General features: G+C 50.7%; 20 protein-coding genes. 10 read left to right on the top strand and 10 right to left on the bottom strand.

Annotated elements, in window-relative coordinates; translation table 11 throughout:
• Nucleotides 1-204 carry a cold-shock protein gene (locus tag TSP01S_RS09060; protein WP_031503868.1) on the bottom strand — a complete coding sequence of 68 codons (204 nt, stop codon included), beginning with the start codon at nt 202-204 and terminating at the stop codon, nt 1-3.
• Nucleotides 205-447: 243 nt separating this feature from the next.
• On the opposite strand from TSP01S_RS09060, the gene TSP01S_RS09055 reads away from it, so the two are divergent.
• The 4 genes from TSP01S_RS09055 to TSP01S_RS09040 are packed head-to-tail and all read left to right on the top strand — an operon-like array spanning nt 448 to nt 5,113.
• A complete protein-coding gene (locus TSP01S_RS09055; protein WP_041077911.1) occupies nt 448-714 on the top strand; it encodes a double zinc ribbon domain-containing protein in 267 nt (88 codons plus the stop codon).
• Nucleotides 715-723: 9 nt separating this feature from the next.
• A complete protein-coding gene (iadA, locus tag TSP01S_RS09050) occupies nt 724-1,893 on the top strand; it encodes a beta-aspartyl-peptidase (RefSeq protein ID WP_041077909.1) in 1,170 nt (389 codons plus the stop codon).
• Between the two features lie 28 nt (nt 1,894-1,921).
• Complete coding sequence (locus TSP01S_RS09045) at nt 1,922-2,551, top strand: redox-sensing transcriptional repressor Rex (RefSeq protein ID WP_082021691.1); 630 nt, start codon at nt 1,922-1,924, stop codon at nt 2,549-2,551.
• 60 nt (nt 2,552-2,611) lie between these two features.
• Nucleotides 2,612-5,113 carry an adenosylcobalamin-dependent ribonucleoside-diphosphate reductase gene (locus TSP01S_RS09040; protein WP_041077905.1) on the top strand — a complete coding sequence of 834 codons (2,502 nt, stop codon included), beginning with the start codon at nt 2,612-2,614 and terminating at the stop codon, nt 5,111-5,113.
• Nucleotides 5,114-5,147: 34 nt separating this feature from the next.
• On the opposite strand, the gene TSP01S_RS09035 is transcribed toward TSP01S_RS09040, so the two are convergent.
• Nucleotides 5,148-5,471 carry a DUF1292 domain-containing protein gene (locus TSP01S_RS09035; protein WP_041078709.1) on the bottom strand — a complete coding sequence of 108 codons (324 nt, stop codon included), beginning with the start codon at nt 5,469-5,471 and terminating at the stop codon, nt 5,148-5,150.
• A gap of 205 nt (nt 5,472-5,676) precedes the next feature.
• Here TSP01S_RS09035 and TSP01S_RS09030 point away from each other — a divergent pair, with 205 nt between their 5' ends.
• The 6 genes from TSP01S_RS09030 (at nt 5,677) to TSP01S_RS09005 (ending at nt 12,290) form a co-directional block, all read left to right on the top strand.
• Complete coding sequence (locus TSP01S_RS09030) at nt 5,677-6,654, top strand: BMP family ABC transporter substrate-binding protein (RefSeq protein WP_041077904.1); 978 nt, start codon at nt 5,677-5,679, stop codon at nt 6,652-6,654.
• Nucleotides 6,655-6,719: 65 nt separating this feature from the next.
• The gene (locus tag TSP01S_RS09025) at nt 6,720-8,159 is read left to right on the top strand and encodes an ABC transporter ATP-binding protein (protein WP_041077903.1); all 1,440 of its coding nucleotides are present in this window, start codon (nt 6,720-6,722) and stop codon (nt 8,157-8,159) included.
• Nucleotides 8,156-9,178 carry an ABC transporter permease gene (locus TSP01S_RS09020; protein WP_041077902.1) on the top strand — a complete coding sequence of 341 codons (1,023 nt, stop codon included), beginning with the start codon at nt 8,156-8,158 and terminating at the stop codon, nt 9,176-9,178. The genes TSP01S_RS09025 and TSP01S_RS09020 overlap by 4 nt, the downstream gene beginning before the upstream one ends.
• Nucleotides 9,159-10,043, top strand: a complete 885-nt coding sequence (locus TSP01S_RS09015; protein WP_041077900.1) for an ABC transporter permease — start codon at nt 9,159-9,161, stop codon at nt 10,041-10,043. Before TSP01S_RS09020 ends, TSP01S_RS09015 begins: the two co-directional genes overlap by 20 nt.
• A gap of 5 nt (nt 10,044-10,048) precedes the next feature.
• Nucleotides 10,049-10,897, top strand: coding sequence for a MurR/RpiR family transcriptional regulator (locus TSP01S_RS09010; RefSeq protein WP_041078708.1), 849 nt, complete (start codon nt 10,049-10,051; stop codon nt 10,895-10,897).
• Nucleotides 10,887-12,290, top strand: a complete 1,404-nt coding sequence (locus tag TSP01S_RS09005) for a xylulokinase (protein ID WP_041077898.1) — start codon at nt 10,887-10,889, stop codon at nt 12,288-12,290. Before TSP01S_RS09010 ends, TSP01S_RS09005 begins: the two co-directional genes overlap by 11 nt.
• Here the strand turns inward: TSP01S_RS09005 and TSP01S_RS09000 are convergent, their stop codons facing one another.
• The 8 genes from TSP01S_RS09000 to TSP01S_RS08965 are packed head-to-tail and all read right to left on the bottom strand — an operon-like array spanning nt 12,291 to nt 20,946.
• Nucleotides 12,291-13,250 carry a histone deacetylase family protein gene (locus TSP01S_RS09000; protein ID WP_231848634.1) on the bottom strand — a complete coding sequence of 320 codons (960 nt, stop codon included), beginning with the start codon at nt 13,248-13,250 and terminating at the stop codon, nt 12,291-12,293.
• Nucleotides 13,251-13,255: 5 nt separating this feature from the next.
• Complete coding sequence (rpiB, locus tag TSP01S_RS08995; RefSeq protein WP_041077894.1) at nt 13,256-13,696, bottom strand: ribose 5-phosphate isomerase B; 441 nt, start codon at nt 13,694-13,696, stop codon at nt 13,256-13,258.
• The gene (locus TSP01S_RS08990) at nt 13,697-14,053 is read right to left on the bottom strand and encodes an STAS domain-containing protein (protein ID WP_041077892.1); all 357 of its coding nucleotides are present in this window, start codon (nt 14,051-14,053) and stop codon (nt 13,697-13,699) included.
• The gene (lexA, locus tag TSP01S_RS08985) at nt 14,046-14,645 is read right to left on the bottom strand and encodes a transcriptional repressor LexA (RefSeq protein ID WP_041077890.1); all 600 of its coding nucleotides are present in this window, start codon (nt 14,643-14,645) and stop codon (nt 14,046-14,048) included. Before lexA ends, TSP01S_RS08990 begins: the two co-directional genes overlap by 8 nt.
• Nucleotides 14,642-15,019 (bottom strand): archease, encoded by a 378-nt coding sequence (locus TSP01S_RS08980; RefSeq protein WP_041077888.1) that lies wholly within the window; start codon nt 15,017-15,019, stop codon nt 14,642-14,644. The genes lexA and TSP01S_RS08980 overlap by 4 nt, the downstream gene beginning before the upstream one ends.
• Complete coding sequence (gyrA, locus tag TSP01S_RS08975; protein WP_041077886.1) at nt 15,004-17,430, bottom strand: DNA gyrase subunit A; 2,427 nt, start codon at nt 17,428-17,430, stop codon at nt 15,004-15,006. Before gyrA ends, TSP01S_RS08980 begins: the two co-directional genes overlap by 16 nt.
• A gap of 12 nt (nt 17,431-17,442) precedes the next feature.
• Nucleotides 17,443-19,326, bottom strand: coding sequence for a methionine--tRNA ligase (gene metG, locus TSP01S_RS08970; RefSeq protein WP_041077884.1), 1,884 nt, complete (start codon nt 19,324-19,326; stop codon nt 17,443-17,445).
• Between the two features lie 60 nt (nt 19,327-19,386).
• The gene (locus TSP01S_RS08965; protein ID WP_041077882.1) at nt 19,387-20,946 is read right to left on the bottom strand and encodes an MBL fold metallo-hydrolase; all 1,560 of its coding nucleotides are present in this window, start codon (nt 20,944-20,946) and stop codon (nt 19,387-19,389) included.
• Between the last annotated feature and the right edge of the window lie 15 nt (nt 20,947-20,961).

The raw sequence follows: 20,961 nt of genomic DNA, 5'->3' as shown, positions 1-20,961 counted from the left end.
TCAGTTTATGGGAGTCACATTGACGGCTTGGGGTCCTTTGCTACCTTGCTGAATCTCAAACTGAACCTTCTGGCCTTCTCTGAGCGTCTTGAATCCATCCACCTTGATCGCAGAGAAGTGTACGAAGACGTCTTCTCCGTTGTCTCTGGTGATGAAACCGTAGCCCTTCTTTGAGTCGAACCACTTAACTGTACCGTTGTACATACTTCTAACCTCCTACTGACTGGTGCTTCCTGCACCGTGATGATCTAATATAACACGGATGGGAGAGTAAAGGGATGGAGAGCGAGAAAAAAACCTGGGTGGAATACAGTTGTTACAATGGGCCCGTTGATCGCTGCTCGAGCCAATGAGTTATAATGAAAAGCGTGATTTTGTGTGCTTTAGAACGCACAGCTGACATTCACAGTCGAATCCAGGGGACGTTTGTGAAGGGAGGTAAGGACCATGGGAGGCTGGAAGAGATGTCCGCAGTGTGGGGAAAGAAGCAGAAACAACGCGAGAAAGTGTCCTTCATGCGGTTATATCTTCGAGAAAAAGGAATGTCCGGACTGTGGCGCAGTGATCGATGATGACATCGACGAATGCCCGATTTGCGGCTGGGTCTTCTCAAAAGAAGTGTACAAAGATACGTATGAAGATTACGAAGAAGATTTTGATTACGAAGATCTTGAAGACTTCCACGACCTCTCTGATTACGAAGACGAAGATTGAGGTGGAGCGATGATACTGCTGAAAAATGCCACAGTGTACACTCCGGAACCGGCTGGCAGAAAAGATATTCTCATCGCAGGCTGCATCGTTGCGATCGACAGCGATCTCGTTGTGCACGTACCGAATCTCAATGTGATCGATTGTACAGGTAAGATTGCCGTTCCGGGTTTCATTGACAATCACGTTCACATCGTTGGAGGAGGCGGTGAGGGAGGGTTCAGGACCAGAACTTTTGAGATTTCCTTCTCGGATCTGGTACGGGCTGGTATCACGACAGTGGTCGGTTGTCTCGGAACGGATGGTGTGAGCAGGAGTTTGGAAGCGCTCTACGCCAAAGCGAAGGCTCTGGAAGAGGAAGGTGTCTCCAGCTACATTTACGTTGGTTCTTACCGCGTACCCGTTGTGACGCTCACCGGGAGTGTTATCAGGGACCTGGTTTTGATAGACAAGGTCATAGGCGTCGGTGAAATAGCGATCAGTGATCACAGATCCTCGCAGCCAACCCTGGAAGAGCTGAAGAGGCTCGCAGCGGATGCACGGATCGGGGGTATGCTGAGCGGCAAGGCTGGACTGGTCAACGTCCACGTCGGTGATGGTGCCGGAATGCTTCAACCTCTCTTGGAGATTGTGAAGGGAACGGAAATACCCGTAACGCAGTTTCTTCCCACGCACATCAACAGGAATTCCAGATTGCTGAATTCCTCGATCGAATGGTTATCGATGGGAGGATTCATCGATTTGACGACGAGCGTGTCCGACCTTCTCGACGACGAGCTGCTACCCTGGCGCGCATTTCAAGAATTCTTGGCGGAGGGATTCGAGTCTCAGGTTACATTCAGTTCCGATGGGCAGGGAAGTTTGCCACGTTTCGATGAAAAAGGTAATTTCGTTGGACTCGGTATTGGCAAAGTTTCAACGCTTTACGAGCAGGTTAGATTGGCCGTGGAACACGGTACACCGCTTGAAAAAGCCCTGTTGCCGATCACAAAAAACGTAGCAACGATTTTGAAGCTCAGAAGCAAAGGCTCGATACGTGTCGGAATGGACGCAGACATCGTCCTTTTGGATCAGGACCTCAACATAGACACCGTGATCTGCGGTGGAAAGATCCTGATGTTGAACAAAGAACAGCTGGTGAAGGGGACGTTCGAGAGCGAATCGAGTTATAATTGTCCTTGAGAAAAATTGCACTTTGGGGGGAAGCGTTTTGGAGAAAGTCCCCAGACCCGTGATACGCAGGTTGGCCGTTTATCTTCGGTGCCTTTCCAATCTTGAGGAAAAGGGTGTACAGATAGTTTCTTCCAAGCAGCTCGCTTCCATGTTGCAAATAAAAGATTCGCAGGTTCGCAAAGACCTCTCTTACTTTGGTAACCTCGGTCAGAGAGGTTCTGGCTACGATGTGAAAAAACTGTCGCAAAAGCTTAGGGAAGTACTGGGACTATACAAGACCTGGTCCGTGATAATCCTCGGGGCGGGTAACATAGGTAAGGCCCTCGCGAACCACAAACGTCTGGAGCAGAACAACTTCAAAATCGTTGCGGTGTTCGATTCCGATAGGCGAAAGATCGGCAGGCAGATCGCACCGGGTTTGAAGGTGAGAGACGTGGCTGAGCTCGAACAGTTCATGAAAGAGAACGGAGCAGACATAGCCGTGCTGGCTGTCCCCGCAGCCGTGGCAAACGAACTGGCCTGCCGCCTGGAAAAGGCTGGTATAAAAGGTATCGTGTGTTTTGCACCCACGACGCTGCACTGCAAGATTCCCGTAGAGTACGTCGATATAACTGTGTTTTTCAAAACGTTGGCGCACACCATTGTGAACAGTTCATACAACATATAGTATACTATTGAATGAGAACACAATCGGTAGTATAATCACCCCCGGAAAGGGGGTTTTTTCATGCACGAGATCATCAAAAAGTGGCAAAACGTGTCTCCTTCGGAGAATGCCGAAAAAATACTCAGGGAAAGGTATTATTTGAAGAGTCGAGAAGGGGAGTACCTGGAAAACAGTTGGAAAGATCTTTCCAGGAGAGTGGCACGTGTTGTGGCGGCCGCCGATCTCATCAACAACCCTCGGCTGCAGGAAAAGACGGCCTCGGAACGACTGGACCACATCAAATTCTGGGAAGAAACGTTCTACGAGTTGCTTTCCAGTCGGATCTTCATTCCCAACAGTCCAACCCTTTTCAACGCGGGTATGGGGGTGGACTTCGAACTTCTGTACAAACCGTTGGAAAGCATGAAACTCGAGGATTACGAAAAGATCGTTCAACAACGGAATCATTTGCACATGCTCTCGGCGTGTTTCGTAGTACCCGTTGAAGACAGTATAGACGGCATCTTCACTGCCGTGAAGGAGTACGCACTGATCACGAAAGTGGGAGGAGGTATTGGGAGCAACTTCAGCACTCTCAGACCGAACGGCAGCTTTGTTGCCGGCACTCACGGCAAAGCATCTGGTCCTATAAGTTTTATGCATGTCTTCAACGCCGCCGTGTCCGTCGTGGAACAGGGTTACAGAAGAAGAGGGGCGCTGATGGGTATTCTGAACATCGACCATCCGGACATCCTCGACTTCATACGTGCAAAACGTGGCAACGATGGAGAACGTGTACTCAGATTCTTCAACATCTCCGTCGGTATCCCCATGCAGCGCGAGGAGATTTTGAGGCTGTACGAGCAGGACGGTTATGTGAGGCTGCACCATCCGAAATGGGCGGGTGAAAAACAGGTCAAAGTCAGAGAGATATTCCAGACGATGGCTCAAAACGCTTGGGAAACCGGAGATCCAGGCATGGTGTTCCTCGGAGAGATGAACAAGTACTACGCACTCTATCCCGTCAGGGAAATAATCTCCACCAATCCGTGCGGTGAGATAGGCTTGGGCCCGTACGAAGCGTGTAACCTCGGCTCGATCGATGTGGCGAAGTTTTACGATGGAAAAAGTTTCGACTGGGAGGCGCTCGAAGAAGTCGTGAGGATCGCAGTTAGATTCTTAGACAACGTGATCGATGTGAACGTCTTCCCCATCGATAAGATAGAAAAAGCAGTTAAGGAATCCAGACGGCTTGGGCTCGGCATCATGGGCTTTGCGGACTTGCTCTACAAAATGGAACTTCCTTACGATTCGGAAGAGGCACGTCAGTTCGCCAGGAACCTCATGGCTTTCATTTCCCTGCACGCCCACGAAACGTCCTCGGATCTCGGTGAAGAGAAAGGGAACTTTCCACTGTTCTCCCAGAGCAGGTACGTGAGGGAAGAAAACTTCGTACCTTTTTCGATGGACGTCAGTGATTACGATGAAGAAATAAAAGAGCATTTCAAGACCAGGGCGAGGAAGCACAAGAGGAACGTGGCCGTACTCGCGATAGCGCCAACCGGCTCGATATCGAACATCGCTGACACTTCGTCGGGTCTCGAACCGAACTTCCTTCTGGCTTACGTGAGGTACGTCAACAAGCAGAGCAGTGGAGAACGGGAGCCTTTACTGTACGTGAACGCGGTGCTGAAGAGCAAAATACCCGCCGAGGTCTTGAAGAGGATCGAGAGCCAGCTGATAGAGAAAGGCAGCCTGAAGGATCTCGACGTCGATGAAAGATGGAAACGTGTTTTTGTCGTCGCACTCGATATCGATCCCATGGACCACCTTTTGATGCAGGAAGCGTTCCAGTGTTACGTTGACAACAACATATCGAAAACTATAAACATGCCGAATTCGGCGACCGTGGACGATGTGCTCGAAATCTACGTGGAAGCTTTGAAACACAGAATTAGAGGCTTAACCGTGTATCGAGACGGCTCGCTGAGGACCCAGGTTCTGACCACAGCGAAGTCTGCGCAGAAAAAAGAAGGGAAATTGCAGTTCTTCATCGTTGATGAGAAACACAAGCTCAGGCCGCGTCCGAGAAAGGAAACACTCAGGAGTGTGACGAGGAAGTACAAAACTTCCGAGGGTACAACCTACATAACCGTATCGTTCGATGACAACGGCGAAGCCATAGAGATCTTCCTGTCGAACGGCACAGAAACTGCCGAGGCCATAGGCAGGCTTTGTTCTATTGCGTTGCGCGCGGGTGTTTCTCCAGACGAGATCATCGAGCAGTTGACCAAGGTCAAAGGAGAGTACGTGAGAAACGTCGGGCTGGAAATCAAAAAAGCCATCGAGGATTTCTCATCGCTCTGGCCATCGGGCAAGGATGCTGACACCTGGAATGGCACAGTGAAGAGTGCAGAAGAGATAGAAAAGTTCGTCAAAGCCAACAAGCTCGAATGGCAGGAAGGTTACTACGTCGATTCGAACGGAAACGTCTACTGTCCTTCGTGTTTGAGCAAGAATTCTCTGTTCAAGCAGGAAGGATGTATCTCTTGTAGGAGTTGTGGATGGTCCAAGTGCAGCTGAAAACAGAGCCGGCCCTCAGGCCGGCTTTGTTCGATCATTCTTCGGTGTCCTCCGGTCCTTCGACGAGCTTCCTGAGTTCTGCGTCTTTCTCGAGCAGTTCTTCCCACGCTTTTGACACCCGTTCGAACTCCTCTTCGGATTCCACGGAATCTATGTAGAGCGATCCATCCTCGGCCTGCTTCACCTCGAACGGGTAGACGTCACCGAACTGCTCGATCTCTCCCTGTTCGTTCACCATTATCTCTTCACAGATCCAGTACTTCTTCATCCCATCCTCGATCTCCGCAAGGATGACGAAGTGATGCTCGTTGCCCTGTTCGTCCGTGAGTACAAAAACGTCCAGATCTTCATGATCCATGGTACCAACTCCCTTCAAACCGAATGGTAAAACCATCATACCACATTTTTTGACCGTTCATCCTGTGAGGAGAGGATGACGAGCAGGTTAAGAAAGCCAGAAGTTCGCAGGCACAGAGGAGTGTATGGTAAAATTATTTCGGAAAATGTAAAATAAATTCGGACAAATCACTTTCCATGGCAATTATAGCAGTGGAGGTGGTACAATGAAACATTTAGTTTTCTTGATGATCCTCTCTGCCAGCCTCGCATACGCTTTTTCTGTGGCATTGTTGATCACCGGAGAAGTGGCAGGCAACGCTATATATGAAATGATGGTTGACGGTGCACGCAGAGCAGCTCAAGACTTTGGGATCGATGTAAAAGTCATCGAGGGAGGCTACAATCCCGCCCGTTGGGCGACGTTGTTGGTGAGTCTGGCAGCATCCAAAAGTTACGACTTGATAATAACCTTCACCGAAGGGATGCCGAAGAACGTTGAAAATGCCGCCAGGACCTTCCCAAATCAGAAATTCGTGCTCATGGACGCGTTGGCCCCGGCGCTTCCTAACGTTTACTCTGTGGCTTTCAGGGACGAAGAGATGGCGTACCTGGCTGGTTACTTCGCCGCTATGGTGACCAAGAGCGACATGAGGGGTGCGAACGAACCGTTGAAGATCGGGATGATAGCCGGTGATGTGTATCCAGCCATGATGGAAAAAATGAAACCAGCTTACGAAAAAGGTGCCAGAGATGTTGATCCAAACGTTGAAGTGCTCTTTTCCGTTGTGGGTAGCTGGGCTGATCCGAACAAGGGCGCTGAACTTGCCCAGGCTCAGTACGAACAGGGAGTCGACGTCATCTTTCTGGTGGCGGGTGGATCCGGTATGGGCGCAGTGAGGAAGGCGCGGGAAATGGGACGGTACGTGATAGGTGTCGATTCGAACTACATAGACAAGGACCCGCAGGTCATCCTCGCCTGTGCGCTCAAGCACGCCGATAAGGCGATCTACGAGGTCCTCGCGAGGGCTGTGAGGAATGAACTGAGGTTTGGAACGAACGAAGTGTGGGGTATCAGGGAAGGGATGATCGGGTTCACTTTCGACGATCCGAACTACATCAAGAATGTGCCACAGCACATCAGAGATGAAATGCTCAGAGTGTATGAAAAGTTGAAAGAAGGATCGATACGACCACTGCCGTGACCCGTCAACCACTGCTTCAGGTTCTGAACGTTCACAAGACTTTCCACCCATCCGGTGTGCGGGCGTTGAGGGGTGTTAACCTATCCCTCAACGCCGGAACTGTTCATGCCCTGCTTGGTGCAAACGGGGCGGGAAAAACCACGCTCGTGCGAATCCTCGCGGGAGAGTTGCAACCGGACGGTGGTCAGATCCTCGTTGATGGTATCCCCGTCACTTTCCGTAACCCGAGGGACGCGAGGTCTTACGGTATCGCGCTGGTTCATCAGAACCTCGCGCTCGCGGACGAGTTGACCGTGCTCGAAAACGTGTTTCTTGGAAGGGAACCTTTGAGTCTCTTCTTTGTGAGCAAGAGAAAAGCGAGACAGAAGATTAAAGACGTTTTTGAAAGACTTTCCCTGAAAGTCACCGATGAAAGGGTAGAGAATCTGAGCATGGCAGAGAAACAGAAGATCGAAATAGCACGCGCATTGTTGTTTGGAGCCCGCGTACTGTTGCTCGACGAGCCTACAGCTTATTTGAATGAGGAAGAGGAAGAAAAACTCTTTGAACTGCTTCGTTCCCTGAAAAACTCTGGCTGTGCTGTTCTCTTCATAACGCACGATGTGGACAAGGCTCTGAATTTTTCAGACAGGGTGACCGTTATGAGGGAGGGTCAAACGGTTCTGAGCGAAGAATCCTGTCGTCTGACGGTCCAGCAGGTAGTGGAAATGATGGGCTTTCAAGGTCGAAAGAGAACGTTCCAAGTACCGACCGTAGGTGGTGAAACACTGCTGGAAGTGTCGAACCTCACCCTGAACTTGGGGAAGAAGATCGTTCTCGATCGGATTTCCTTCACGCTCAGGCGTGGCGAGGTGATCGGTCTCTTTGGCCTCGGCAACGATGGTCAGTACGATCTGCTCGAAACGATCGTTGGCCTGAAAAAACCTTCTTCTGGACGCATCGTGTTCAAGAATCAAGAGATCACACACCTTTCCATTTACGAAAGAAGAAGACTGGGGATAGCCTACGTGCCTGAGGACAGAGCGAAGGAAGCGCTGAATCTGAACGGTTCAGTTTTGGAGAACGCCGTGGTCAACGTCTATCGAAAAGCACCGTACGCCAGGCTGGGATTTCTGAGATGGTCTTTACTCGAACAGCACACATTCGACATGTTGAAAGAGTTCGAAGTGAAACTGGTTTCCGTTCGTCAACCTGTCAGAACACTCTCGGGGGGAAACTTGCAAAGATTGGTTCTGGCCAGAGAACTTTTCCAAAAACCAGAGTTGCTGCTGGCCTGTAAGCCCACATCGGGACTGGATATTCAGATACAGAATTATGTGGCGGAAAAACTGGATCTCATGAGATCGTACGGTTGTGCATTGATCGCTTCCAACGATGCTGAAGAGATGCTGAACCTTTGCGACAGGGTCTTCATTTTCTCTAAAGGCAGGCTGAGAAGGGTGCTGGACAGGGAAAAGTTGTTCAGACCGGAGGAGCTGATCTCTCTCGCCGGTGATAAAGGATGAGAAGTTTGAGGATCCTTTCTTCAATCGTCACGGTCGCTGTGGCCTTTGGTGCGAGTGTGGCGATTCTCTGTCTGGTTTCGCCTGAACCGCGTGAGACTCTGTGGTGGTTCTTCGTTGGGCCGTTTTCGAACGTCTACTTTTTTGGTAACATGCTGGCTTCATCCGTGCCGTTGATCTTCACGGGACTGGCAGCCTGTGTCGCGTTTTCGGCCGGAGCGTTCAACCTGGGACTCGAAGGTCAGTACTACTTCAGTGCGATAGTCGGAACGATCGCTGCCCTGAATTTTTCTAATGCCACAGTTTCCCGATTCGTAGCCTTGGTAGTTTCCGCTTCGGCGGGGGCACTTCTGTCCTTTGTTCCTGCGTTGCTGAAAGTCAAATTCAGCTTCAACGAGCTGATCGGTACCTACATGGTTGGGCAAATCTTCGTTTACGTTGGAGATTATCTTCTCAACGGTCCGTTCAGAGATCCCAGTGCGGCATTTTCAGCAACACGTTATCTCAACGAAAATGTGAGGCTCACGAGGATTCTGCCTCCCTCCAGCCTGCATGTGGGTTACCTGATCGGAATAATGCTCTGTTTCTTGTTCTATTTTTTGTACAGATATTCCACTCTCGGCTATGAATTCAGGACCGTGAGGGGGAATCCACGCTTTGCGAAAATTCATGGAATCAACGTGGATAAGATTTTGCTGATCGCGATGTCTCTGAGTGGTGCTCTTGCCGCTTTGGGAGGTATGATCGACGTTCTCGGAGTGCATGGGCGTGCCGTGAAAGGTTTTTCGCACGGAAGTGGCTTCATCGGTATAGCTGCTTCCCTTCTGGCGAACAACGATCCTTCGCTGATCTTTCTTTCAGCGCTGTTTCTGGCTTACCTGGACAGTGGGGCGGAAATAGCTTCCTTGATGGTTCAGACTCCTCCGGAGATCGCAAGGTTTGTACAGGGTATCGTCCTGTGTATGGTGACGGCGCAGTTCTTCTTAGAGCGGAGGGAACTCGATGCTGATTCAACTGCTTAGGACTTCCATCTCTTCGGCGCTACCCATCTCCACTGCGGCGCTCGGTGCGAGTTTCACGCACATGCTTGGAAAGTTGAACATCGCCGTGGAAGGAACGATGCTGTGGGCGTGTTTCGTTTCGGTTTACGTGGCGGACCGTTTGAACAGCTGGCTTCTTGGATTGTTGGCTGCATTGATCTCATCCTGCATCCTATCACTTTCGGTGTGGTCCCTCCACAGATACTTTCGTGCGAACATCTTCGTTGTGGGTCTCGGTATGAACGTCCTCATTTCTGGATTGGTCGTTCTTTTGTCTTCGACGTTGCTCGGTTCAAGGGGTACCATCTTCTTTGAGAAGATACCCCAGCTTCCCGTCCTGCGATTGAGTTCTTCTCGAAGCGATGGGATCGACGTGCTCCTGTCTGACTACAACGTCCTGGAATTGATCGCAATCCTTGCTGTGCTGTTTTCGTGGATCGTTGTGAAGACGCCATTCGGTTTGAGGATGAAGGCGGTGGGAAAGAACGAATCTGTTGCGAAACAACTCGGTGTGAACGTCGACACGATAGCAGCTTCGTCTTTCATTCTCTGTGGTCTTTACTGTGGGATGGCTGGTTCGCTGCTGGCGTTACCACTCGGTCTGTTCGTGTCCGGTATGACGAACAACAGAGGATGGCTCGCGCTGGTGGCAGCTGTCCTGGGGGGCGACAGCCCTCTGGGCGTTTTCGGAGTCTCGTTGATCCTTGGTTTTGCTGTGGCCCTGTCTCACAGGTTGCAGCTTCAAACGAACGTACCGTCCGAGATCGCGTTCGCCGTGCCGATGATCTTGACGCTGCTCGTAGCTTTGACCTACAATGTTTTGACAAAAGCGAGAAAGCGAGGTTGATAGTGATGAGAAAGAGTGTGTATCACAAACTTCAGGACCTTCTTCCCCAACTCAAAGGCATGCACGCCATGATCGCGAAGCAGGTCATGGAACATCCAAACTGGGTGCTGGAGATGAGGATAACGGATTTCGCGAAGAAGATCGGGACATCCCCGGCGTCGCTCGTGGATTTCTGTAAGAAGCTTGGGTTCACTGGATTCAGAGAATTCCGGCTCGCACTCGCTCAGGAAACCAGCCTTCTGGAATCTCTGAAACCTGATATGGAGAAGATATCGGAAGTATCCCGGAATTACTTCGATTTCACGATGGAGGAAATCAGAGAATCCCTCAAACTCATCACGGACGACGATCTCACCAAGGCAGCGGAGGCGCTGATGAAAAGCAAAGTGGTGGAAATAGCGGCGTATGGCTTCGATACCGTCGCGGCCCGAGATTTGTTTTTGAAGCTGAAGCAGTTCGGTTTCCAGGTGAACTTTTTTGAAAATCCTTTCTTGCAGAGCATTTCCGCATCTTTCCTCGACGAGCATGCCTGTCTCGTGGCGATCTCGAGCAGCCATTCTTCTCGCGATCTTCTGGACGCTGCTGGCTACGCCAGAAAGGCCGGTGCAACACTGATCGCGATAGCACCACCGAGCAGCGCGGTGATCGAGTTAGCGAACGTGTCTCTACCAGTGTACGTGAAAACAGAGGTTCTGCCTGAAGGCGGTTTCTTGACAAGGTTTTTGCAGCTCTTCGTGATCGACATGTTACTTCTGAAGATGTTCGAAATGGACAAAGAAAGGTTCAGAAAACTGTACTCACACTTCGAAGAAGTGCTGAGATACAAAAGGAGGGGAGATCGCGGTGTCTTCTGAACTGATCATGGCAGTCGACATAGGAACGACCAACGTCAAGTTGACGTTGTTCGATCTGGGGGGCAGAAAGGTTTTCCACTTCGAACGAAAATGCACGGAAGATGTTTCTGATGGACGTCACGAGATAGACCCGGAGAAGTGGTGGACAGCCTTCGTGCGTGGTGTTCACAGCGTGGATGAAAAATTGAAAACGCGTATCCGCGCCATCTGCACGAGCAGTCAGGGACCGACGATCGTGTTGGTCAATGAAAGAGGACAGCTCGTGGGCAGGGCGATAGGCTGGCTCGACGACAGGGGTAAGCAGCACATGGCGTTTCTGAAATCTCAGGGTCTGGACGAGCAAACGGCGTCAGCCACGGCGAAGCTGATCGAGCTCAAGAAGGCATTGGAAGGAAAGGCCTATTTACTCCAGCCGAGTGATTTTTTGATCTTCAAATTGACTGGCCGCATTGTGAACGCCACGTTTCGTCAATACGGTTATTCTCCCTGGTACAGCGAGGTCCTCGAACGGTTCGATCTGTCTCAGACGTTCATGATTCCCGAGCTGGTTGAACCTTCGAACGTAGTTGGCAGGATCCAACGGGACGTTGCCCGAAGGCTCGATCTCACAACCGATGTGATCGTCGTCGCGGGGGCTCCGGATTTTGCGGCAGCGCTCGTGGGCACCAACACGCTCAAACCTGGTATCGTGTGCGACCGAGCCGGCACGTCTGAGGGAATAACACTCTGCAGCGAGCTGGAGGTACGTGCATCCGGCTTGATAACCACCCCGTTCTTCATTGAGCCGTTCTGGAAGGTCAGCGGTTTATTGACCACCTCGGGGAAAGCCATCGAATGGATGACGAACCGTGTGGCGAGGTTCAGAAACTTGAGAGATCTCTCACTCTCAGGAATCGGAAGACCTACCGGTGTGATCTTTCTGCCACACCTTGCCGGGGAGAGGAGTCCTTACTGGAATCCGAATTTGAGAGGAATCCTGTTCGGATTGGGGCTGGATGTGAACGCAAAAACTTTGATCGTATCGGCTGCGGAAGGTGTGGCCTTCGCCGTCAAACACATCGTTGAGAGTATGAGGCAAGCAGGTGCAAAGATCGAAACTGTTAGAACCACCGGTGGCCAGGCGTCGAACGATCTGTGGAACCAGATAAAAGCGGACGTGCTCGGCATGAATGTGGAAGTGACGAGGCCAGATGCGGAACTGCTCGGCTGTGCCATACTGGCGATATCCTGTCTGACGGGAGAATCTTTCGTTGAGGTTGCAGAACGGTTGGTGAAGGTGAAAAAACGCTTCAAACCGGATCCGGAGAAGCACGTAGCTTACGAAAAACTTTACAAGATCTATCTGGAACTGCACGAGAGAAATCTGGATCTGTTCGACAGGCTCGGATCGTGATCATGATATGGCCGTGAAGAATTTGACGGCTGCTGACGCGTTCGCTACTGGATTGTATCCTCCTTCCTGGACGATCAGCGTCGGAATCTTCAGTTTCCCTATGGCTTTTCCTATACGAGCGAAATCGTCATCCTTCAACAGAAAGCCGCCGACCGGATCGTCTGCATGCGTGTCGAAACCGAGTGACACGATGAGCACGTCCGGATAGTAATTCTTTATTTCCCTCAACGCCTGTTCGAGTGCCTCTGAATACTTTCGCCAGTCCGATTTCGCAGGCAATGGCAAATTGATGTTGAAGCCTTCACCAGGCCCTTCACCGATTTCGTTTTCTCTACCGCTTATCCACGGATAGAACGTGTCCGGATCCCCGTGTATCGACACGTACAAAACTTCATCCGTGTCGTAAAAGATGTCCTGTGTACCGTTACCGTGGTGGAAATCGAGATCCAGTATCGCCACCCCATCGGCGTTCTCCTTGACGAGGAAGTAACTGGCTGCAATTGCGGCGTTGTTGAAATAGCAATAACCACCGCAAGCCTCGCGCGTCGCATGGTGCCCGGGGGGTCTCACGAGCGCGTAAACCAGGTTCGTTTTCCCACTCAGCAGGCTTGCAGCCGTGAGACACACGTCCACGGCACGTTTCGCAGATTCAAAGGTGGTGTTGCTGATGGGTGTTCCGGTGTCGAAGCACAGATCGTATCCGAACAGTTCCGTGATGTATTCTTCCCCCGGTTGGAGGGACGCGGACTTGTTTTTCAACCAGTTCACGTAGCGCTCGCTGTGGACCAGATAGATGTAGCTCATCGGAAAATTGTTGGGAGAGTGTATGTTGTCGAAACCGTTCATGATCAGAGCGTCTTTGATCGCTTCGATGCGTTCCGGCTTCTCGGGATTCTCTATGAACGTTCCTCTGTCTATCTCCTTGGTCGGCCTGTGGACGACATGCTTTGGATCGTACACGATCTTCAATTCTCCATCATCCTTTCTATCTTCTCGATCCTGTTGCTGTGTCTCCCACCCTCGAACTTCGTGGACAAGAACGCGTCGACGATCCATTGTGCCAGCTCCGCTCCGAGGAACCTGCCGGGTAGGACGAGCACGTTCGCATCGTTGTGCGCCCTTGCGAGTTTCGCCATCTCCGGGAAAAGACAGAGTGCGGCCCTGATACCTTTAACTCTGTTCGCAGAGATGCTCATACCTATCCCCGTGCCACAGATCAGTATACCGAAGTCCGCCTGGTTTTCCTTTATGTCCCGCACAACTTTCTTGGCCAGATCCGGATAATCCACCGCTTCTTCTGAGTACGTTCCTTCATCGAGGACTTTGAAGCCTTTCGAGACCAGGTAAGCTTTGATCGCTTCTTTCAGACGAAAACCTGCGTGGTCACAACCGATCGCTATCCTCATTCAGTTACCTCCCAGGAAGAACTTCAAAGCTTCCTCCACATTCGGATAGATTCTGAAAACACCTTCCAGGGAAGTTATCTTGAAAATTCTCAAGAGATTTTCGTGAAGGCCACACAGAACCATCGATCCACCGTTCAACCTCGCGGCACGCTGCAACCCGAGCAGGACCCCGAGTGCCGAACTGTCCATGTAATCGACTTCGGAAAGGTCGAGGATCAAATTACTCTTTCCCGCGTTTATGTAGTTGTCTCTGATGAAGCTCTTGAAATGAAAAGAGTTGCTCATGTCCAGTTCCCCGCGCGGTTTAACCACAACCACGTTGTTGATCTCGATCGCCGTCCAGTTCTGTTCATTCATAGATGCGGATCACTCCTACAACCTTACCGGTTATCTTGACACGGGAAGGTTCGAGCTTGATCGGTTTCAAGGCGGGATTGGCAGGCTTCAGCACGATCTTGTCATCCTCGAAGTAGATCTTCTTCAAGGTAGTTTCACTGTTGTCCACCAGCACGGAGACTATATCTCCGTTCTCCGCGGTGTCCTGTTTTCTGATCACAACGTAGTCATTTTCGACGATGTGCTCGTTCACCATGCTGTCACCCTTGACCTTGAGCACGTAATGTTCGAAGCCGGTTTTGAGCATCTGTTTTGGTACTTCGATCATTTCAACAACGCGCTCGATCGCCTCGATCGCGTTCCCTGCCGCGATCATACCAACCACGGGTAGTCTGACCGCTTCGCCCACGTTCAGAAGTTTTATGCTCCTCGCCTTTTTTGAACGCGAGATGTAACCCTTCTTCTCGAGTGCCACAAGGTGCATCATGGCACCACGCGGTGTTATGCGGAAGGCTTTGGCTATATCCCTTATGCTCGGAGAGTAACCATGCTTCTCGAAATAGGAAGTTATGAATTCCAGAACCTTTTTCTGCCTTTCTGTCAACTGTCTCACGTGTCGAACACCACCTTCAAAACGATTTTGTCTGACCTGTTCACAACCAGACCGTGATACGTCACGGCCTTCAACTCGGTACCTTCGATCTGCTCGTACTCTCTGAACGTACAGATCAGCTTTCCATCTTCGACACGACAGTCCCACGGGAACAGCTTCTTCGACTCGATCAGATAAATCCAGTCGTTCACGATGTCAAAAATGGCGTCTTCGATGCTTTTCGACAGTTCGTACTCGAACGTGGTCTCTTTGTCCTTGAACCGTACGGTGTAGTGATCTTTGAAGATATTTATGAATTCTTTGAACAGTTGCTCCTCACTATCGCAAATTATCTCATAACGTACATCGGCTGTGTGGTTCAACTGTCTGTACACGTTTCCACCACCGCGAAGCGTGAAACTTCGTCGTCTTCAGAAAGCTCCAATATTTTGACACCTTTCGCGGTGCGACCAACAACGCTGACACTGGAAACCTTGAACCTTATCGAATGTCCATTCTTGGTGAGAACGATCACGTCGGATTCCGGATTCTTCACGAGCTCGGCCCCACAGAGGAAACCAACCTTCTCCACGCCCGGCATCGTCTTGATACCCACCCCTCCGCGGCTCTGCACTCTGTATTCGCTGAGCGGTGTGCGTTTACCGAAACCCTTCGTGGTGATCGTCAAAACGTCTCCTTCGTTGTCCGACAGAACGACCATCCCTACGACCTCGTCTCCGTCCCTCAGCGACACCGCACTGACACCCATCGCCGTGCGACCCATGCGCCGCACCTCGTCGATGGAAAATCTTATCGACATTCCATTCCTCGTGATGATCAAAACTTCTTTGTCATTCTCATCGCAGACGTTCGCTGCCACCACGCAGTCTCCGTTCTCAAAGGTTATGGCCTTGATTCCCCTCGTACCGGCACTCTCAAACTCCGATAGGGGTGTTCTCTTGATCTTACCCTTCTTTGTTACCAGCAGAAGATCGCCTTTCCAGTCGTTGAATGGTATCATCGCTAAAACGGACTCGTCTTCCTCGAGGTTCAGATACGCCCTGATCGGTTTGCCTTTGCTGTCCCTGTTGCTCAATTCGATCTCGTGGTTTCGTAAGACGAACGCCCTGCCGTGCGAACTCACAAAAACGGTTCTCGAATGCACCCTCGTGGCGCACACCAGAGCTATTCCATCGTCTTCGGCGATCCTCGCGCCGATGATACCCTTCCCACCGCGTCTCTGGCTCCTGTAATCGTTCAAACTCGTGGCTTTTATGTAGCCTTTTTCTGTCAGCGTTATCACTATGTCTTCGTCCGGTATCAGATCCTCCGGTTCATAATCCAGATCTTCCTCGATGTTGAGTATCTGCGTTCTTCTTTCATCACCATATTTGTGCTTCAGTTCTTCGAGCTCGTTGTACATGACCTCGTAAACCTTTGAATCGTTGGAGATGATCTCCTTGGCAAACTCTATCTTCTTGACCAGTTCGGAATATTCCTGTTTCAATTTTTCGATCTCGAGGCTCGTGAGCCTGCCCAAACGCATGTCCAGAATCGCTTTGGCCTGTTCTTCTGTGACGTTCAGCAGGTTCACCAAGTTCTTGATGGCTTCCTCACCGCTCTTACTGCTCCTGATTATGTCCACGACGCTTCCAATGGCCCTCGCCGCTTTCATGATGCCTTCCAGAATGTGCGCCCGTTTGGAATAAACCTTCAGATCGTGTTCAGACCTTCTTCTGATCACGTTGAATCTGTGCTGAACGAACGCACGGATCAGCTGAAGAAGGTTCATGAGTTTCGGTCTCTTGTTATCGATCACGAGCATCTGAACGTTGAAGCTCGTTTGCAGAGACGTGTGTTTGTACAGATTGTTCAGGACGAGTCTGTAGTTGCCGTTCTTGGGAATCTCTATCACTATCCTCAAGCCTTTCTTGTCTGACTCGTCCCTGATGTTCTTTATCTGGATTTTCGGATTCTTCTCGGCGTATCTCGCGATTTCTTCGATGAGCGCCGCCTTGCTGACACCGTAAGGGATCTCTGTAACCACTATTTGATCGTGCCTCTTACCTTCTTCGAAGTGCACCTTGCTCCTGATCACGATCTTTCCTCTTCCTGTGGCGTATATTTCTCTCAGGCTGTTGGCATTGACGATGATTCCACCCGTTGGAAAGTCGGGACCTTTGATGTGTTTCATTAGCTCATCCACACTGCACTGTGGATTCTTTATGAAGTACTGTATGGCGTTCACGGTCTCGACGAGATTGTGAGGTGGGATGTTCGTCGCCATACCAACCGCGATGCCGGAAGATCCGTTCAGAAGTAAATTTGGAATCTTCGAAGGGAGGACCGTCGGTTCCTTCAGGGTTCCATCGAAGTTGTCCTGCATATCAACGGTTTCTTTGTCCAGATCTTCGAGCATTTCTTCTGCCAGTCTTGACAGCTTCGCTTCCGTATACCTCATGGCGGCCGGAGGATCTCTGTCCACGGAACCGAAGTTACCCTGACCGATGATCAGAGGATAGCGCATCGTGAAGGGCTGTGCCAGCCTCACCAACGCATCGTAAACGGCCATGTCACCATGCGGATGGTATTTACCGAGCACTTCACCGACTATCCTGGCACACTTCTTTGATTGGGCGTTGTGCGTCAAGCCGAGCTCGTGCATCACGTACAGGATGCGTCTCTGCACGGGCTTCAAACCGTCACGCACGTCTGGAATGGCGCGTCCTATGATGACGCTCATTGAATAGTTCATGTACTGCTGTACCAGTTCGTCCTCTATGTTCTTGGTGAGAATTTCAGACATTCCTATTACCTCCTACGAGATCCTTGAACCGGGAGTCGCTCCGCCATCTACCGTGACGAGCTTCACCTGCTCACCGTCGTGTGCCGCAAGGAGCATACCCTGAGACTCCACACCCATGAGTTTTGCAGGTTTCAAGTTCGCGACGACCACGATGCACTTGCCGACGAGTTGTTCAGGTTCATAGTACTTCGCGATTCCCGCCACTATCTGTCTGGTTCCAAGTTCTCCAAGGTCTATGAGCAACTTCAACAGTTTCTCGGAACCCTTTATCCTTTCCGCCGAAAGGACCTTGGCCACCCTCAGATCTAACTTCTTGAATTCGTTTATGTCTACAAGCTGTACACCTTGAGGAACTGTTTCTTGCGTGATTTTCTGTTCGGTCTTCAGTTCAACCTTTTGGAAGAGCGGCTCGGCGTGTACGATCCTCTGTCCAGCGTTCAGGGTGCGCCACGTTCTTAAGTGTTCTGCCCTCGGCTCTGTCTCTCCCAGACGTCGGAGCACTTCCTGGGAGGAGTTGGGCATGATCGGGTGGAACATGATCGCCACCTTTTTGAGCGTTTCACTCACGTTGTACAGCACGGTGGCCAGCTTTCGCGTTTCACCCTGTTTTGCCAGCAGCCATGGCTTACGTTCGTCGAAATACTTGTTCGCAGAAGCGAGTATCTGCATGACCGTTTCGACGGCATCCGTGAGCTGGTAGCTGTCCATCTGGATCAGGTACTGCTCCACCTTCTGGAGCACCTGCTGAACGAACTGTTCGTCTATATCTTCGAACGGGCCAGGTTCCGGCATCTGTGATTCGAAGTGTTTTTCGATCATGGCGAGAGTCCTGTGCAGAAGGTTACCGTAGTCGTTGGCCAGGTCGGAGTTGAGTCTGTTCACCAAGCCTTTTTCGGAGAAATCACCATCTTTCCCGAACACGATCTCTCTGACCAAGTAAAATCTGAGCACATCGTTACCGTATTTGTCCACGAAGTATTTGGGATCTATAGCGTTGCCGAGGGATTTTGAAATCTTCTGACCATCAACCGTGAGCCAGCCGTGCGCGAAAATCGTCTTTGGCAGAGGAAGACCGACGGACATCAACATCGCGGGCCATATGATCGAGTGGAATCTGTTTATCTCCTTACCTATCAGGTGCAAATCGGCCGGCCAGAACTCGTTGAACTTCTCTGGATCCGTCGGATAGCCGATCGCGGAAACATAGTTTATGAGTGCATCTACCCACACGTAGATGACGTGCTGCGGATCATCTGGCATCGGTACTCCCCAGCTGAACGTGGTTCTGGTTATACTCAGATCCTTCAGCCCAGATTCCAGTATCTTGAGCATTTCGTTCCTTCTGAAATCGGGTTGAACGAACTCCGGATGCTTCCTGTAGTGTTCCAGGAGTGCGTCGCGGTACTTTGAGAGTCTGAAGAAGTAATTATCTTCCCTGATGAACTTGACCTCTCTGCCGCAGCTCGGACATGTACGGTTTGGTCCGAGTTCGTCTTCGCTCCAGTAACTTTCACAGGGTACACAGTACCAGCCTTCGTAGGTACCTTTGTACACATCGTTGTTCTCGAGCATCTTCTTGACGAAATACTGGACCACTTCCATGTGTTTAGGATCCGTCGTCCTTATGAAACCATCGTTGGTTATCTGCAGTTTTTTCCAGAGCTGTGCGAATTTCTCGGCGAGCTCGTCACAGAATTGCTGTGGATCTTTCCCCGCCGCACGGGCAGCCTGGTAAACCTTCTGGCCGTGCTCATCGGTACCGGTGAGAAAGAAAACTTTGTAACCCATCATTCGTTTGTAACGCGCGATTATGTCAGCTATTATCGTCGTGTAGGCACTGCCCACGTGTGGTTCGGAATTGACGTAATATATCGGCGTCGTGATGTAGAACTTCAATCCGTTCACCTCCAATCGTTTTCCATTAGATTGTACACCGAGAAGTTGAAAACTGAATAATCATAAGTATACTTCTTCTTGAGTGAGGACTCTGCTGCCCCATTTGTTCACGAACCAGGACTTATCCTCCGTGTGCACCGGTATTATGAAATCTGGTTCCAGTGTTTTGATGAGCCATTCCAGATCGTGTGCTGAAAGGTGCCCGGAAGCGTGGAACTCTTTCGTAAAAACGACCTCATCGTTGTCGAACCTTAGACCGAAGGGTTGGATGTTGAACCTGCTCAGCCAGTTCCTGAATCTTTTGTAATCCATCTGCTGCTCTTCCGTGTAAGCTTCACTCGTGGAGTGAATGTACATCGAACCGCTCAGAACACTTTCGTCTATGTCAAGTATTTGCGGCATATCGAAGTACCCGGCCGCGATGATGAACCTTTCTGGTCTTTGATTTATCTCTCCCGGTGAGACGAGCAAGCCGGCCGTTTTTCCAAACAGTATGGCGTCCTTTTCGAGTTTTGAGAACTCCACCTTGGCGACATGATAGATGCGTATGTGACTCAGTTCTTGCTCTGTCAGTTGCCAGGTCGGATCGATTCGTCCCATATTTTCTAAGAGTGCGTAGTCTTTGGGAGTTAAAACGAGGAATCTGTCACACACCTGTGCGATCTTGAGAAAAGTCATCAATCTTTCGAGATGCTTGGTGGGAAAATCTGCGATGATGAGCCGGTTGGTTTTCGAAATGAGTTCCCTCGCGTTTTCGAAAACGGTCCGTTCGTTGCTGACAGATTCTTCAACCCTGCCGAGTCTCGTGCCTTCAACGATCAGGATCAGGATCTTTTTGAGCGAATCTCTGTGACGTTTGACCTCCTGTACGAACCTTTCCGTTCTCTTTGAAAGATCCAACCGCTTCTCACCGAGTTCGAAGCGCCAGAAATCTTCTTCATCTTTCGTCGGACTCATCCTCAGGTCTCCCGTGTAAACCACCAGCGCGTCGTCAACCTCCACACACAGCGCCGCCGCACCGAGTACCGAGTGGTATACGGGTAAGACCTTCACAAAGCCCGGCCAGCACTGTTCAAACGATACAGTTTCGAAATCTCCATCTGTCGATTCCAAAGTATCGCCCGCACAGATCCTTCTCTTCTTCTTTTCCTTCTTTCTGTCGTTGACGAGCACGTCGGAGCGGACGTGCTCCTCGTTGGCGGGGACCCTCGTCTTGATGGCCAGCTGTTCCCAGACTGAAGGTTTCAGCTGGTCCATGACGCTCAAGAGTGCGAAGGTCTCGTTCGTCATGATCAGAGGAATCTGTTCGCTCAGAAGGCCGATCAGGCCACAGTGATCCGTATGGGCGTGACTCAAAAAGACGAATCGGACATTCACATCGTTCTCGAACTGCGGTGGCATGAGGTCCGATCTGTAGATGTTCAGCTTTGGTATCAATTCGAGCTTGAGAAGATCGTGCAGGATCCTGCCTGTCCTGGGTTTCAAGTACTCTTCAAAATAGAGGCTCCACTTCTTGAAATTGACCCCAAAGTCGAGCAGAAAACCCTCTCCGCTCGATGAACCGACCAATATCTTGTTTCCCCCGATGCAGTCGTGTCCGTCGATCAACTTTATATGCATGTGTAGACCTCCATG

It is taken from the genome of Thermotoga caldifontis AZM44c09, assembly GCF_000828655.1.
In the GTDB taxonomy this organism is placed as follows: domain Bacteria; phylum Thermotogota; class Thermotogae; order Thermotogales; family DSM-5069; genus Pseudothermotoga_A; species Pseudothermotoga_A caldifontis.
Note: the sequence above shows the minus strand (reverse complement) of the source record. Positions and strands in the feature narration are given on the sequence as shown.

Coding starts and splice junctions, on each gene's coding strand:
- TSP01S_RS09010 (WP_041078708.1), top strand. CDS start 10,049: ATGAGAAAGAGTGTGTATCACAAACTTCAGGACCTTCTTCCCCAACTC.
- iadA (WP_041077909.1), top strand. CDS start 724: ATGATACTGCTGAAAAATGCCACAGTGTACACTCCGGAACCGGCTGGC.
- TSP01S_RS09040 (WP_041077905.1), top strand. CDS start 2,612: ATGCACGAGATCATCAAAAAGTGGCAAAACGTGTCTCCTTCGGAGAAT.
- TSP01S_RS09030 (WP_041077904.1), top strand. CDS start 5,677: ATGAAACATTTAGTTTTCTTGATGATCCTCTCTGCCAGCCTCGCATAC.
- gyrA (WP_041077886.1), bottom strand. CDS start 17,430: ATGTCTGAAATTCTCACCAAGAACATAGAGGACGAACTGGTACAGCAG.
- TSP01S_RS08965 (WP_041077882.1), bottom strand. CDS start 20,946: ATGCATATAAAGTTGATCGACGGACACGACTGCATCGGGGGAAACAAG.
- TSP01S_RS09035 (WP_041078709.1), bottom strand. CDS start 5,471: ATGGATCATGAAGATCTGGACGTTTTTGTACTCACGGACGAACAGGGC.
- TSP01S_RS08990 (WP_041077892.1), bottom strand. CDS start 14,053: ATGAATGAACAGAACTGGACGGCGATCGAGATCAACAACGTGGTTGTG.
- TSP01S_RS09055 (WP_041077911.1), top strand. CDS start 448: ATGGGAGGCTGGAAGAGATGTCCGCAGTGTGGGGAAAGAAGCAGAAAC.
- TSP01S_RS09020 (WP_041077902.1), top strand. CDS start 8,156: ATGAGAAGTTTGAGGATCCTTTCTTCAATCGTCACGGTCGCTGTGGCC.
- rpiB (WP_041077894.1), bottom strand. CDS start 13,696: ATGAGGATAGCGATCGGTTGTGACCACGCAGGTTTTCGTCTGAAAGAA.
- TSP01S_RS09015 (WP_041077900.1), top strand. CDS start 9,159: ATGCTGATTCAACTGCTTAGGACTTCCATCTCTTCGGCGCTACCCATC.
- TSP01S_RS09060 (WP_031503868.1), bottom strand. CDS start 204: ATGTACAACGGTACAGTTAAGTGGTTCGACTCAAAGAAGGGCTACGGT.